16 protein-coding genes are annotated in these 15,403 nt (G+C 41.3%); 9 read left to right on the top strand and 7 right to left on the bottom strand.

Going from position 1 to position 15,403, the window contains the following annotated elements; all coding sequences use genetic code 11:
- Positions 1-32 precede the first annotated feature (32 nt).
- From OXIME_RS08550 to OXIME_RS08525, 6 genes are read right to left on the bottom strand one after another with little or no spacing between them, the layout of a single operon-like run.
- Entirely contained in the window at positions 33-1,787 is a 1,755-nt protein-coding gene (locus OXIME_RS08550; RefSeq protein ID WP_393971420.1) for a proton-conducting transporter membrane subunit, read from the bottom strand.
- Positions 1,788-2,414 carry an NADH:ubiquinone oxidoreductase gene (locus OXIME_RS08545; protein WP_393971419.1) on the bottom strand — a complete coding sequence of 209 codons (627 nt, stop codon included), beginning with the start codon at positions 2,412-2,414 and terminating at the stop codon, positions 1,788-1,790. It lies immediately after the preceding gene.
- Entirely contained in the window at positions 2,411-3,583 is a 1,173-nt protein-coding gene (locus OXIME_RS08540) for a Ni,Fe-hydrogenase III large subunit (RefSeq protein ID WP_393971418.1), read from the bottom strand. The genes OXIME_RS08545 and OXIME_RS08540 overlap by 4 nt, the downstream gene beginning before the upstream one ends.
- Complete coding sequence (locus OXIME_RS08535; RefSeq protein WP_393971417.1) at positions 3,570-4,907, bottom strand: hydrogenase 4 subunit F; 1,338 nt, start codon at positions 4,905-4,907, stop codon at positions 3,570-3,572. Before OXIME_RS08535 ends, OXIME_RS08540 begins: the two co-directional genes overlap by 14 nt.
- Positions 4,908-4,909: 2 nt before the next feature.
- Positions 4,910-5,554 carry a hypothetical protein gene (locus tag OXIME_RS08530; RefSeq protein WP_393971416.1) on the bottom strand — a complete coding sequence of 215 codons (645 nt, stop codon included), beginning with the start codon at positions 5,552-5,554 and terminating at the stop codon, positions 4,910-4,912.
- Complete coding sequence (locus tag OXIME_RS08525; protein WP_393971415.1) at positions 5,551-6,495, bottom strand: respiratory chain complex I subunit 1 family protein; 945 nt, start codon at positions 6,493-6,495, stop codon at positions 5,551-5,553. Before OXIME_RS08525 ends, OXIME_RS08530 begins: the two co-directional genes overlap by 4 nt.
- 313 nt (positions 6,496-6,808) lie before the next feature.
- Between OXIME_RS08525 and mtnB the strand changes: the two genes are divergently transcribed.
- The 8 genes from mtnB to OXIME_RS08485 all read left to right on the top strand — a co-directional run bounded on the left by mtnB (position 6,809) and on the right by OXIME_RS08485 (position 12,454).
- The gene (mtnB, locus tag OXIME_RS08520; RefSeq protein WP_393971414.1) at positions 6,809-7,471 is read left to right on the top strand and encodes a methylthioribulose 1-phosphate dehydratase; all 663 of its coding nucleotides are present in this window, start codon (positions 6,809-6,811) and stop codon (positions 7,469-7,471) included.
- A 31-nt stretch (positions 7,472-7,502) separates the two neighbouring features.
- The gene (locus OXIME_RS08515) at positions 7,503-8,069 is read left to right on the top strand and encodes an acireductone dioxygenase (protein WP_393971413.1); all 567 of its coding nucleotides are present in this window, start codon (positions 7,503-7,505) and stop codon (positions 8,067-8,069) included.
- Positions 8,070-8,078: 9 nt separating this feature from the next.
- On the top strand, positions 8,079-8,816 hold the full coding sequence (mtnC, locus tag OXIME_RS08510; RefSeq protein ID WP_393971412.1) for an acireductone synthase: 738 nt from the start codon (positions 8,079-8,081) through the stop codon (positions 8,814-8,816).
- A gap of 331 nt (positions 8,817-9,147) precedes the next feature.
- Complete coding sequence (locus OXIME_RS08505) at positions 9,148-9,732, top strand: hypothetical protein (RefSeq protein WP_393971411.1); 585 nt, start codon at positions 9,148-9,150, stop codon at positions 9,730-9,732.
- Positions 9,729-10,133 carry a hypothetical protein gene (locus OXIME_RS08500; protein ID WP_393971410.1) on the top strand — a complete coding sequence of 135 codons (405 nt, stop codon included), beginning with the start codon at positions 9,729-9,731 and terminating at the stop codon, positions 10,131-10,133. The genes OXIME_RS08505 and OXIME_RS08500 overlap by 4 nt, the downstream gene beginning before the upstream one ends.
- A gap of 84 nt (positions 10,134-10,217) precedes the next feature.
- Positions 10,218-10,529, top strand: a complete 312-nt coding sequence (locus OXIME_RS08495; protein WP_393971409.1) for a hypothetical protein — start codon at positions 10,218-10,220, stop codon at positions 10,527-10,529.
- On the top strand, positions 10,526-12,199 hold the full coding sequence (locus OXIME_RS08490) for a hypothetical protein (protein ID WP_393971408.1): 1,674 nt from the start codon (positions 10,526-10,528) through the stop codon (positions 12,197-12,199). The genes OXIME_RS08495 and OXIME_RS08490 overlap by 4 nt, the downstream gene beginning before the upstream one ends.
- Before the next feature lie 123 nt (positions 12,200-12,322).
- On the top strand, positions 12,323-12,454 hold the full coding sequence (locus OXIME_RS08485) for a hypothetical protein (protein ID WP_393971407.1): 132 nt from the start codon (positions 12,323-12,325) through the stop codon (positions 12,452-12,454).
- A gap of 31 nt (positions 12,455-12,485) precedes the next feature.
- On the opposite strand, the gene icd is transcribed toward OXIME_RS08485, so the two are convergent.
- Complete coding sequence (gene icd / locus OXIME_RS08480) at positions 12,486-13,703, bottom strand: isocitrate dehydrogenase (NADP(+)) (protein ID WP_393971406.1); 1,218 nt, start codon at positions 13,701-13,703, stop codon at positions 12,486-12,488.
- Positions 13,704-14,080: 377 nt separating this feature from the next.
- Between icd and OXIME_RS08475 the strand changes: the two genes are divergently transcribed.
- A complete protein-coding gene (locus OXIME_RS08475) occupies positions 14,081-15,373 on the top strand; it encodes an adenylosuccinate synthase (protein ID WP_393971405.1) in 1,293 nt (430 codons plus the stop codon).
- Positions 15,374-15,403: the final 30 nt, after the last annotated feature.

Raw genomic sequence — 15,403 nt, 5'->3', positions numbered from 1 at the left:
CGGGAAGTTTTGCAGTTGGGAATCATTCTGTTTCACAGGAGAATTGTGAGAAGCAGAACCATCATGAATGCAAGGATCATGTATATCATGTACCACCTTATTGAGCTGTTCATGAAACCCAGTGTGAATCCTTTCGCCACTTTCCTGTAGGATTTTGTCAACAGTATCATAAAGGCCCAGAAGGCATCAGATATGGCCATGTACTGGCTTCTCTCCCCAATCCCCGGCCTCAATATTTTCTTGAGCATCAACCTTATGTTGTTTGAAAAAGCGTATGACGTATAATTCTCAGTTATTTCTCTTCCCCCTTTCCAGGCAGGTACGGACCTGGTATCAGGCTTCCTGAATATTGCGTAGGTTGCAAGAGAAAAGACTGCCAGAAGGCCAAATACATAATCCGGTGAAACAAGTCCGAAGTCGGCGGATGCAAATCTGGACTGTATTGTGAATCCGTTAAATACAAAGACACTGGGAAGCCCTCCCAGGAATTCAGACCCCACAAAAAGGGGTGATAGTATGAATAGAAGTATCAGTATGATTCCAATGGAGAATACCACCGTGTGTTCACTTCTCATCCCCTTTTCCTTTCCGTTCCTGAGCTGAGTGAATACAAATGCTTTCATCATTGCTGCCGTGGCAAAGCCCTCCCCTATTGCTATGAGAGAACCAGCTATAATTGAGACTATTCCCAGATAACCCAGGAAAGTGGCACCCATGAAGAACATTTCAAGAATCATCCATGTCCCCAAACCTCCAATTGTTGGAAATAGACCTGAAAGCGATGCAGTACTCAGTAGCTCACCTACCCTTGAGAATCTTGAAGAACTGGTTCCGTCGTCAAGGAAATGCTCCTTTCCTGATGCACCTATGCCAAGGAAAAGGCCAGTTTTTGAAAGTGAGTGGGAAAGGCTGAAGATAACTATAACAACCAGAGAAAAGTCTTTCAGTATTGTTGTCTCTGCTATCATGTAAAAGCCTATTGCTGCAAGAATTGCGCCGTTGTTTTCTATTGTGCTGAAGCCGGCAAGCATCTTAGCATGCTCCGAAACGTATGCAAAAAGAGAGGCAAAGATGACAGAAAGAACTCCCATAGCAATGACAATCACTCCAAAGAGAGCAGAGATGGGACTCAGAAGCATAACCCTGATTATTCCAAATACCCCCATCAAAGTCATTGTTGCGCTAAGTATTGCAGATCCATTGGCCGGGGCATTTCCATGTGCAATTGGAAGCCATTCGCTTATCATGAAGGGAACCATTCCCATTTTTACAAGTGCACCCAGTGTGAAAAGAACAAGCGGAATCACTGAATCAACCCTCGTAAATGCTATGCTTGTTCCTCCAGTGAGATAGAAGGAATAGATTGCGCCGGCCACTATAAGAACAGTGCTCAATTCACTGAATGCCATGAACACAAATGGAGGATAATCATTCTTCCTGTTCAATGCGATTAGCACATAGCTTGATACAGACATTGCCTCCCAGCCGGCAAGAAATTCCAGGTAGTTTCTTGAAAGGAGAATAATGGCCATCCCGAAGATTGTCGAACCGAACATCGGTGCAAGCCACTTTCCGTATTTCTCCCCATAGCTGACTGAAAACCAGGAAGAGAAAATCCAGACCAGTGAGGCAATGACAACAAAAGAATCTATATATTCAAAGTGTATGAAGGAACCGGCCAGCAGTATTGCCGAAGAAACTGCCAGAGCCATATATCCTGCCTTCCTGTTCCATATGGACAGCACAACTGAAACCGCGAACGGTGCCAGAAATAGCCATGATATCAATTAATCACCTCTTGCCCTTATGAGCGCTGCCAGTATTGTGTATGGATTTGGAGGACAACCGGCTATTTCCACATTGTATTCTCCGAATTTAAGCGCACCTTCACCTATTATCCCCCCAGAAATTGCACATGCACCCATGAGAATGACCATCTTTGGATCCGACATTGCATCGTAAGCCCTTTTCAGGGGTTCCTCCATGCCTTCCGTCCAGACGCCCATGACCACTATTGCGTCTGCATGTCTGGGGGTATTTGTAAAAAATATTCCAAGACGGTGCATATCATACTGGGGTGCTGTCAGTGCATGCAGTTCGGTATTGCATGCCCCACAGGCACCAGAGTCCAGGGGATAGATATAGAATGACCTCCTGAACTTTCGCATGGTTTCTCTCACATTGAATATCTCATGGTTCCCTGTAGGTTCATAATTTGGAAGACAGCGCCTGCAGAATATGCACCTGCCCATGTCCCATTTTCCATTGTTGATGGCGTCCGTGGGGCAGTTTACCTCCCCGGAACCCTTTACCTCAGTACTCCATGGGGCAATTTCAACCGGTCCTGTTTTTGGGAATTTTTCAGTCTTGATGCCTTTCCTAACCCCCTTCAAAAACCATAATCCGTTCTTCATGAAAGATCAACCCCCAGCTCTGATATCCATATTCCAAAGCTTTCCCAGTTAAAGTGAAAATCGGTAAATATGTTCCCCACCATTGACTTCCTGAAGGACAGGACGTTCCTCCATGAAGGCGATATCATGCCAACATCAACCACCTTTCCATTTTCTATTTCAACAGAATAGAACAGATCTCCTGCCGGGCTTTCAATCCTTGCCATGCCTGTTCCGCTGGATTTTTCAAGATCAAATTCCATGCTTTCATTGCTGACAAATTTAGGAATTTTTTTTATCAAGTCAAATGACTGGAAGATTTCATCACTTCTTATCATGAAACGTGAAAATGCATCACCTTCGTCTCTTGTTATGGGATAGAACTCCAGGATTCCATAGGGGAGAACGGGAAGTTCATTCCTTGCATCATGCCTTATGTCTGATCCTCTGGCTGCGGGTCCGGTACTTTCTGGATCTTTGTTTATACCATTGTTCTGCAGCCTGTTTAAAAATAGCTTTGATTCCATCAGCCCTTCATATATTCTTCTGTAATCCACGATAACTTCATGGAGTTTTACCTGAAGTTTGTCTATCATGAATCCGGAATTCCCAACGCCGTTGACAGCGAAAAAATACCTGTGCCCGCACTGTGTGCCTATTATCCTTGAAACTTTTTCCCTGATCATTGAGATCTGGTTAACAGGAACACCGAATCCAGCCGATTCAGCCAGTTTCTGAATGACTAGCAGATGACTTCTAATTCTCTCTGTCTCTATCTGGGCAATCCTGTTGAACTGCACTTCATCAGGAACATCAATCTGCAGGGCATCTTCTGTTGCCCTTAGGAAACAGATGGAATGCGATGCTGAATGAAACCCGTTTATTCGTTCAATCCTTAGAAGTGCATCCTGTATGCTCATTCCGGTAACTTTTATTTTCCTGAGTTTATAATTTGGGTCCACAGATATTGAGGATATTTTTTCACCGGGGGTGAGAATATCCAGCCCCACCGACTCCATAAGGCCTCCAGTTGAAGGGCCATAGGCGAATATAAACTCTTCAGGTTTTCTTTCTGCCAAAGATTCATGTATGGATTCAATGGAAGAATTGTAATGACACCCGTATATGGAGTATTTTTTGGTATTCCCTATAAATCTTCCGTCAGGTTCCCCCTCTTTATACCAGTGCATTGAAAAACCCCCCTATTATTACAACGCCTATGATCAAAGGAATTATGGATGTAATAAGAGAAATGACAGGCATTGCTTTGCCAGACTCTTTTAAATCACTGGACCCTCTGAATATCATTCCAGTTACGTTGTAATTGACGCTTATAAATGCCGCCATAAGGAAAAACAATACAATCCCGAACTGTAGAAAAGCATGGGTTTCCACAGCAGCGTACAGTATTATGAACTCACCAACAAAGGTGCCGAAAGGAGGAGTTCCCGTGACTGCAAGGGATGAAAGAAGAAGGGATGATGATGTGTATGGCATTCCTTTCCAGATGCCATTTATCTGTGCTATATTTCGTTTTTCTGAACTTTTCAGTATATTTCCAGAGGAATAGAATGCACCAGCCTTTCCAAAACTGTGTGAAACCAGAAGCAATAAGGCACCAATCACACCTGCACCTCCCAGTGCAAATCCAAAGAGAGCAAGGTTCATGTTTTCCATTGTAGAATAGGCAAACATTCTCTTATACTTCCTCTGGTATGCCAAAAAGAGTGATGCAGCTGCGATGGATATCACGGCAAACCATGTATAAAGCTGTGGAAATGGTGAGATTTCATAGATTCTGTAAAGTACGTAGAGCGCCACCGGCAACAGAACTCCGGAAAACATGGCACTTACAGGCGAAGGAGCTTCACTGTGGGCATCCGGCAACCATGTGTGTACAGGAAAAACACCAACCTTTGTTCCGAATCCCACCAGTGCAACTGCAACGGCAATTTTTATTACAACTGATGCAGCCCCGCCGCTGTGAAGTATTGTATAAACATCAAGTGTTCCAAAATGATAGTAGATCATTATTACCGATATGAAGGCAAATGTTACACCCGCCGAAACCAGTATTATATACCTCCAGGTGGCTTCAAGGGATACATCGGTCTTCTCAGTTATCAGAAGAAGGGCCGAGGATATGGTTGTGGCTTCTATGCCAACCCACATGAAACCGTAATTGTTCATAACAAGGCTAAAAAACATTGCAGCTGTGAAAAAATTCAGGAGAAGATAGTAGTTGTTTTCACTTATTCCCCTGTTGCGAATTGACCTGACATATTCCCATGAGTAGAGCGTAGAAAGGAGATAGATGGATGCTACCATGACTATAAATACCCAGGTAAGGCGGTCTATATAGAATAAGTTCTTCAGGGGAAGCTGAGTGTAGAGGAACAGAGATAGGGCAACAGTAAGTGATGCTGAAACAAAACCTGCCAACTTTATGTTAACCCGATAGAAGATGTTGGCAAGTCCAGGCAGAATGACTATTATGAGTGGTACAGGATCCATCTTTATCCCCTCAGTTCCTCCATTGGATAATGCCTGAATTTTTCAATGACCAGAATAGATGATATAACAACAAGTGCCAAGACATCAAGGAAGACGCTTGCCTCGATGATTATTGGCACCGGAACCAGGAATATTGCAAACAGAACAAGTGAATTTTCTTCCTCTATATATCCGATTATCTGCGAAAATGTGGATCTTCTTGACCCGATGAGGAAAAGCCCCTGGAAGAACAGGCTCAGGGGAAACACAAGTATTGAAGAAGGGCCAAACAGTGTTATCAGATGGGCACTTGTAAAAACGAGAGAGTATATTATGAAAACCCCAACCACAATGAATGCCAGATCAATAAGTAATAATGAGGCAACATTTACATTGGATTCATAAACATAAGTCATCCTTCCTGGAACCCTCTTTTCAAGGAAGTATGTTATAAGAAACCCTCTGAGAAATGCAATTAGTATTCCAAGAATGAGAAGATCAACCGAATGCTCATAATATGCCAGTATAAAAGATATAAGAGCAATTATTGAAGACTGTACCAGCTGACCATTCACCATTGATCCTATGTATTCCTGTCCCTGAATGTAGAATCCTGATATGGTTGCAAAGGCAGCAATAAGGAATACTGCATAATCTATTGGACTCAAGCTATCACCACGCTGAATATCAGGAAAAGTATTGAAAATGTGAAGGCTGTTGCGAGATAATCCTGGATTCTGAATAGCCTCATCTTGGCAAAGGTGGTTTCAATTACAACCACTATGGCAATGAGGAGAAGCCATTTCAGGAACATGACTGGGATATCAAGCAGGAAACCGGGGAATGAGGACTGAAGTCCCCATGGTATGAAGAATACATTCAGGAAGATTGCCCCAAGTATGTACTGTTTCATATAACCTGACCATTTTGAAAGGGAGAGTAGTTTGCCACTGTATTCATAATTCATCCCCTCATCTATCATCCCAAGTTCTGCCAGCCCTGAGCTCTCAAGAGGTATTTTTCCAGTTTCATACATGAAAAGCATGAAAAATGCAATTGTGGCAAAAATGTGTTCAAGGCTTATGTTCTGGACACCATGAGACGCCAAAAAAATGTTTGTTATATACGGATTATTTGTATTTGTAATAAGGGAAACTGCAAAGAAAACTGTTATCAACGTTGCTTCGGATAAGAAATTAAATGAGAGCACTCTAACTGCACCCAGAGCACTAAAATTACTCCTGGAATCAAAGGAAGCGGCTATTTTGACAAATGCAGCCAGGGAGAAGAGTATTGCCCCTCCCAGGAAGTCTGCGCTGGCAGTAAAGAATATGGGTTCGGGAATTACTATTGGCACTATCAGCGCTATGAGAGAATATATGCCGAAGATGATGAATGGGGCATACTTGAATATCATACCCGATCCTTTTGGAATGAGAACCTGCTTCTTCATATATTTGAAAATGTCATAATATGGTTGGAAAATACTGGGTCCCTTCCGTGATTCGACCTTTGCTTTAATATTGGCAATAATCCCGGCAAAAAGCGGAGCCATTGAGACCACAAAGAAGTACTGTGTTAAGGTCCTGATTAAAGTATATACCAGCATATCTGACACCTGCAAATTTCTTTGTAGGCGTCATTAAATCCCTGAGTAGGATTTGTTTAACTCTTTTAAGAGAGTTCCGGAAACGCCATTCCGTTGCGAGTTATTGGTACAGAATATTAAAATTTTCTTGTGAAAGTACATGTAGAGATATTACTGAACATATTTATGAAGTGATAACATTAATTATTTTATTGAATGAATCTGCCATATTATATATGAAAAAATAATGTGTCCTGAAACATTCCGGATTAATCTTCAATTATCCGTCCGGATCACAAGGTAGCAAATTTAAGGATAGGGGAGGTCAAAAGATTTGGAATTAGAAGATAACGAAAAGAAAGATTCGTTGAAAAACTTTAGAAGCTTTGGGCAGCAGATAGTTGACACTGCGTCCGTTTTTTATCGCCGTGGATGGCTTTTTGGAACAAGCGGCAACCTTAGCGCCGTTATCAATGAAACGCCCCTTCAAATAGCCATAACCGGCAGCGGACTTAATAAAGGAAAAATTGACCTTTCGGGACTGATTGTAATAGATGTAAATGGAAACGTAATTAGCGGAAACAAAAAAGTTTCCAGCGAGGCTGATCTTCATATTGCAGTTATAAGGGAGATGCATGCCGGATCTGTTTTCCACACCCATTCAGTATGGTCTACAATGCTTTCCAAGAGATACCTGAAAGACGGTGGGATTTTGATTCGAGGATATGAGATGCTTAAGGGTCTGAACAATGTAGGAACCCATGAACATTCCGAATGGATTCCAATAATAGAGAATTCTCAGGATATGAAAACTCTCTCTGCAACAGTAACAAGCATTTTGAGGCAGCATCCTGAAGTTCATGGTTTCATGCTTTCGGGACATGGCCTTTACACATGGGGGAAGACGCCGGAAGAAGCGGAACGACACGTTGAGGTTATTGAATTCCTGCTTGAAGTATATGGAAGGGGCAATGCTGGAACAGATAATATACCCTGAAACCATGAACATGCATTCCAGGTGATATGAAATGGTAAAGGTAAGAGTACCTGACAGAGGTTTAATTATAACTGATGCAAAGAGTTCGTCTGAATATCTCAGTAGTATAGGGATCATATATGATCATTGGGATACAGGAAATCTTAGACATGGAAATCCAGAACCGGATAAGATACTGGACGCTTACTCAAAGGAAATTGATCAGCTTAAAAGGGAGGGGGGATACACTACAGCCGATGTTATAGATATAGACAAAAACACTCCTGGACTTGAAGCAATGCTTGAAAGATTCAGATCAGAGCATACGCATGATGAGGATGAGGTCAGATTCACAGTGGCTGGGCGGGGTATCTTTCACATACATCCAGAAAATGCCGATGTGGTTTCAGTTGAGGTTGAGGAAGGAGACCTTATAAGGGTCCCCAAAGGAACAAAACACTGGTTTGATCTCTGCGAGGACAGGCATATAACCGCAATTCGCCTTTTCCAGAATATATCTGGATGGACACCGTATTACACCAACAGTGGAGAGGATAAAAATTATCAGCCAGTTTGCTTCGGCCCTGCCTACATACCCTCAGGAAAGAGACTGAAATAAGGTAATGGAATGAAGGTCATTGAAGGTATTGATGCTGTTATACTTGATATAGAGGGGACCACAACACCATTGGATTTTGTACACAAGACACTGTTTCAGTTTGCAAAGCAGAACCTGCATGATTTCCTCAATGAAAACATCAATTCTGAAAATGTCAGAAAAGCACTGAATGAACTCAGTAAATTATATACGGACACTGTAGGGAAGAACACCAGGAGTGATTTAAAAAGCAGTGCAACGGATGATATTTCAATGGAAAATGCCACTTCCATGCTGTATCACCTTATCGATATGGACAGCAAGGCTTCTCAGTTGAAGATGATCGAGGGGATGATTTGGGAAAAGGGCTATAGAGATGGAATACTGAGAGGCGAGGTCTACGATGATGTACCGGTATGCATGAAAAGATGGGCATCAGAAGGGAAGGAAATCTACATTTATTCATCTGGAAGCATCCTTGCCCAGAAGTTGATCTTTTCGTCAACCTTATATGGAGATTTGACGGATTACATAACAAACTATTTTGATACTGGGATAGGAAGAAAAAACCAAGCGGAAAGCTATGGAAAAATAGCTGCGGCCATAGGGAAAGATCCTGAGAGAATTCTATTTATTTCTGATTCTCTTATCGAGCTGAACGCTGCGGCTTCAAAAGGTTTTCAGACCTTAATGATGGATCGGGATAGAAAGATGAATTTAAATGCCTATCCAGGCATTATTTCAAGTTTATTAGAGATAAGCATATGATTTCTTTTGAGTTTTGGGCTATCTCTATAAGTTGAACGCCTATAAGTGATATTATATACTGTGAAATATATAGAAAAGGTGTCTGAGGTACAGTAAAAACTGATCTTGAAGAACTTTACTTCTCCATACAGTAATGGATATCAAGTCAAATGCAAAAAAAACAGGGTGCTTCTGAGAACATCCTGATAAAATCACGGGCACTTATCAGGAATGTCTTAACCATATCCATTTTTGCAACTGTATAAATTCCGGATCCCAGTGCATAGATTCTATTATTCATCTATAGATGGTTGACACAACGTTGATATATTGTCACATACATTCCTTAACTGTGGTGACCACTGAAACAGTCAACATGGATGTGGCATTCTTTATGAGGAGCATCATGTGGACAGGCCTGCCAATGTTACTCATTCCTCCTGCCATAATGGTTGCCATAATCATAAATGGAAATTTCTATTTCCTGGAGTATTTTCATGTAATATCTGGTTCTGCCTGGACTGGAATGGATTTGGTAATGGGGATATTTTTTGCATACATAATGAAGGGTCTGGGGGATGCAGAAAAAGCAGAAGTTTCTAAAAGGCTGACTCCAATGATGCTCTTCTTTATGCCAGCAATATCCACTACAACCGTAACCGCCGGCGTCTATCTTGCCTTAAGACTTGGTATATCATTCACCTCCCCTTATTTTATTGTGGTTGCTGTATTAGCCATAATATTGACTGTTCAGGGGCTGGTGATATTTCTTCCCAATGAGGCAAGAGTTTATCTTGAACTTGTCAGGGGTGGCAAGGATTTCAGGAAAATTATAAGACTTACCATGATAAACATAAGACTATCCCTGATACAGCTTATTCTGCAGGTTACAATAATACTATTCATGGCACATTTTGCAACAGGTTTTGCCCTATGATAAACAACAGCAGCTACATGAGAAGCATTTACAGGACAGGTTTCATTGCTCTGGCAGTGCCTCCAATTGCATTCATACTAACATATATATCAGGAAGCATGCTGTTCCTGGACTATATACATGTTCTTATCGGGGCAATATGGACAGGTGTTGACGTTTTCCTCGGGCTTCTGTTTACCAACGTTATTAAAACAATTAATCTTGAAACCAGAAAAAATATAGGAGTTAGAATGATTCCTATGACTCTTTTCTTCATTCCATCCGCATCCATTGTAACACCACTTGCCGGCTATGTACTTGCTGTAAGAGAGGGCATATTCTCTTTCACGTCAACGCTGTTCATTGCAATAATCATAGTTGGAGTTATACTTGTCTCCTATGGCGGTCATTCAATTCCATAATTCTATACTAATCTTCTCTTGGAAACCCTTTAGAATTCAATGCGACCGAAAGATCTATATACTACACTGTAATTACAGTGTAGTATGACATTAATTGTAAATAAAATAACAAAGAATGGGCACACCTACTATACGGTGTTGGATGAGAAGTGGGTGAACGGAAGACCTGTAAGAAAATATGTTGGATATCTCGGTAAATCTCCGAAGTCGAAGAATGAGATCAAACCTGAAGATATCCTGAAGTATGCGCAGAGACTCCTCAGCAAGGGAATAAGCCAGGAGGAGATCGATCAGATACTGAAGAAGATAGGTATAGAATATGATGCATGGCCCATAACGAAAATAATCATAGAGAACGACCTGAACCTTGAGAAGCTGATCCTGAAACTGAAATGATTCCTCCTGTGAAATTCAAACCATCATTCACCATGTGCCCTGAATGTGGAAAGCGGCTTACACTTAACAGCAGATATGGAAGAAAACTGAAAACATCCTCCGGAATATTTCCAATAATTAATGAGATCATGGAATGCAGCATTCATGGGATATATCGATCTGATATTCTTGGATCAATTGTTTCACCGCACTGCACATATGCAAATGATATCATGATCAAAGCAGCCATGGAGATGTTCCTGGATGGCAGGAGTTCATCGGAGGTTTCTTTGATCAAAGAAACAGGCATATCCGACAGACATGTGAGACGCCTTGCTGGAATGGCTCTCACAATATTCTCTGAGATCCATGAGGAATCATTAGATAAGCTCAGGAAAGAGATCAAATCGTATATACTGCAGATTGACGGCACAGTGGATTCCGATTTCGCCATGATTGTTGTTGTACGGGATGCGATATCCGGTTTCGTTTTATATGCAAAGAAATGTCATTCTGAATCTGAGGCATCCATAGAAGAGATATTCCTCACCGTAAGGGAGAGATTCGGCATTCCTGCAGGTATAATATCAGACATGCGAGAGGGTATACTCTCAGCGGCAGGAAATGTCTTTCCACGTGTTCCCATAAGGATATGCCTGATGCACTTCTTGCGGGATCTTGGAAAGGATCTCATGGATGAACTGCATAAAGCCCTCGGATCAGCTATTAACAGAGCAGGTATAAAATCGAAGCTTAAGGCAATCCTGAGAAACATGCCTGATTACGATCAGGTAACATTATACGAGATAGAATACGGTTACTGTTCAAAACGGAATACAATGGAAAACATGTCCATAAGGAGAATATTAGAGAAGATAACATCCATAAATGGTAGCTCTGGTTATGGATTTCCCTTCTCTCTCAGGCACCTGAACTTCTTCAATGCATGTAAAGATGCCATGAAACATCTTGCAGATCTTCGAGAAAAGACAGATCGAAGAGAAACACTGGATCTCATATCACAGATAATGAACAACCTGTCAAAGATAACAAAGAATGCACATACAGATCACATGGCGCATGATCTCTCGGATATCAATTCCCTTGTATTCCAGAAGATAAGGAATGGATTCTCCATACCTGATTCTGGAAATCTTTCAGAAGAGAAGAAATACGATTCATTGAAGGATGATCCCGTAATACATGAAAGCATCGGCATAATCATGGGTGAATTTCTTGTATACATGAAAACAAGGATAGAAGCACACATATTCTCTGCAGCCAAACATGCAATCGATCAATACACGAAATGGGAATCCTATCTGTACGCAAAGAATCCTGAAGGTACCATACCTCGCACTAATAACGGTATTGAGGGATTCTTTCGCAGGATGCGAAGAAACGTAAGAAAGAGATGTGGCAACATTGCAACCGGCAACATTCTGACACAGAGCGGTGTTCAACTGGCATTATTCCAGAATATGGGAAACAGGAAGTATAAGGGGATCGTGTTTGGATCGGAAGATATATCCTCTGTATTTGCAAAACACAGGAAACATTTCCGGAAGGATGAGATGACAAGGAAAAGGAAGATGGAACTTGTGGATGCAGGTACAGAGAAGATACTAAACAACAAAATACCAGACAGTCCATATAATAATGAAATGTGGGAACAATACAAAAGGGTGTAAGGACTGTAAATCAATTATATTTTAAGAAGTGTATTTAAGAGATCCAGAGTAGAATGTCCGCCATAGCTTGTCTCCATAGGATTTTTAACTATAGTCCCATATTCCTACAAAATATTAAGGGGGGTGTCGCACAGTGAAATCCACCTTGAAAGGATAGCCAGAAATATGAGAATTGTGTCAATAGGTTCATTGTTTCAACTGATTTTCCAGGTGATCATAATAAGCCTTATGGCGTATATAGTTGTATATTTATAGGATAGTAAAATGAATATGGAGTATGGATTTTTCACTTCTTAACCGGCTTCATCCTCTTGATTATCTCCTGCCCGAATTCCGAACATTTAAGGGGTTTTATGTTCATAACCCTTGCAAGATCCTGAGTGACTTTCTGGTCGTGATAGGTTGCAATTATTGCGTTCTCAAGGACGTCAGCAGCATTATCCCACTCCAAATGCCTCAGCATCATTACACCGGAAAGTATCAGGGATGTTGGATTGGCAACGTCCATTCCTGCATATTTTGGAGCTGTCCCATGAACCGCCTCGAATATTGCATATGCGTCACCAACGTTTCCACCGGGCGCCAGTCCGAGACCTCCCACCTGAGCTGATAGTGCATCAGACAGATAGTCCCCGTTCAGATTTGTGGTGGCAATTACATCATAATCTTCAGTCCTTGTAAGTACCTGCTGAAACATGTTGTCTGCGATCCTGTCCTTTAAGACTATTTTTCCTCTGTAATTATCAGGGTCTTTCAGATATTCCTCTTCTGTTACAGTGTTATCTTTGAACTCATTTGCTGCAACCTGATACCCCCATTCCTTGAAGGCACCCTCTGTGTATTTCATTATATTTCCCTTATGGACAAGAGTTACGTTTCTCCTCTTGTTCTTGATGGCATACTGTATTGCCTTTCTGACCAGTCTGCTTGATTTGAACTTACTGATGGGTTTTATTCCAATACCTGTGTCATCAGTTAGTTTAACATCCATGTTGGAAGCAAGAAATTCTCTCATTTTTGAAGCTTCAGGAGAATCGTATTTGAATTCAATTCCCATATACAGATCCTCAGTATTCTCCCTGAATATAACCATATTCATCTTTTCAGGATTCTTAACAGGTGACGGAACTCCCGGGAAGTATTTTACCGGCCTTATGTTGGCGTACAGATCAAAATACTGCCTCAGTGTGACATTCAGGCTTCGAAATCCCTGTCCAATTGGAGTTGTCAGCGGACCCTTTATGGATACCACACACTTCTTAAGCTGATCCAGTGATTCCTGGGGAAGGTGCTTTCCTGTTTTGCTTAACGCCTCTTCTCCTGCAAGTACCTTTTCCCATTCAATTGATCGGTCTCCGCCATATGCGAATTCAAGTGAGGCATTTATAACAGAAATTGATGTTTTTGAAATGTCCGGACCTATTCCGTCCCCCTCAATATAACCAATAGTTGGATTTGATGGGACCTCAAGTGTTAAATTACTTCCTATCTTTATGTAAGCCATGAGAATCTATCTATTATGCCTTACCACTATGTGAAATTTTTCCCATAACTTAAAGGTAGCTATGTTCTCAGAAATAAGCTTGTTAAAAGTTTCCATGAATATTCATTTAATATGGGTCTTGCAACGGTGGCTGAAACTATATAAATGGAATTTTACCGAAAAAGAATTGCTTCATGATGATAAGAAAAGACAGATGGATGATTAAAGCCATAATCCTGATGCATAATTTTGATTGGGAAAATCGTTAATAGATCATACCCATATTGGATAAATTGATATTTGATGTTTTTTGAAGAAAGCGGAGTGACTTTTCATTGGAAATTCATAAAAGGTCGGGGAAATTCAATAGTTTTGAAAAATAATTCAGAGGGATCATCATGCTAGCGGCAGTACTCGGTATGCAATTTGGTGACGAGGGAAAGGGGAAAATAACTGATTATCTGAGCGAAAATTTTGATGTTGTCGTAAGGTTTAATGGTGGAAACAACGCGGGTCACACAGTGGTAACGTCCCAGGGAAAGTTCAAATTTCATCTCATACCATCTGGTTCTCTAAGATCTTCTATTGTTATTCTGGGGAATGGCATGGTCATAGACCCATACAGCCTGCAGGATGAGATCAGCAACCTGAAAAAAGCTAACCCTGATGTTCAGATAAAGATCAGCAAAATGGCCCATGTTGTCACACCCATACACAAATTCCTGGACAAATCGGAGGAGGCAGTAAGAGGGGGATTGAGTATAGGCACAACTGCACAGGGAATAGGGCCTACATACGAGGATAAGTATGCCAGAACTGGAGTTAGAGTTGTGGATCTGCTGGACAAGGACATAGTATCCAGGAAAATAGAGATAATATACCATATGAAGGAGAACCTTCTTTCCGATTCACCGTATAAGGACAAGAATGAGAGAAATAAACTTTCCACTGAACTTCATGAAGCTGGCTTGAATCTCATGCAATATCTTGACTATACAGAGAATCTCATATTCAGATTCAGTCAGGAAAATAAGAGCATACTTTTTGAAGGGGCACAGGGCACTATGCTTGACATAGATTTTGGAATGTACCCATTTGTGACATCCTCCAGTACACTGGCTGGCGCACTCTCTTCTGGTTCAGGATTCCCATTCAGGAAGATACAGAGGGTAATTGGAGTAATGAAAGCATATGTTTCCAAAGTTGGATCGGGGCCATTTCCCACTGAAATTGATGGAGATCTGGCGGTTAAACTCAGGGACATTGGCCACGAATATGGAACGACCACGGGAAGACCAAGAAGGGTGGGATGGCTGGATCTGCCACTACTGAATTATTCCAGCAGACTCAATGATGTTGATTCGTTCGCACTTACCAAAGTAGATACACTTGGAAAGCTCAGCGAAATAAAAGTTTGTGAAAAATACATGCAGGATGGAAAAGACGTGGATTTTATTCCCAGGAGCCTGGAAGAAATTGAAAAAATAAGGATTCGTTACAGAACAATGAAACCCTGGGGGGATCTTGACGTTGAGAATATATTTTCCAAACAGGAAGGGCAGTATGAGAGACTTCCTGTTGAACTTAGGGACTATGTTGAACTGATAGAAAAGAACACCGGTAAACCTGTTGAGATAATATCCCTTGGTGAAAGACGTGAAAACACAATACACAGGTCATTTAAATCCTGAAATTCCCAATTAATCCATCAAATCATAAAT

Source organism: Oxyplasma meridianum (genome assembly GCF_038024865.1).
Classification (GTDB): Archaea; Thermoplasmatota; Thermoplasmata; order Thermoplasmatales; family Thermoplasmataceae; genus Oxyplasma; species Oxyplasma meridianum.
The sequence above is the reverse complement of the archived record's forward strand: the minus strand, read 5'-3'. Positions and strand labels throughout refer to the sequence as shown.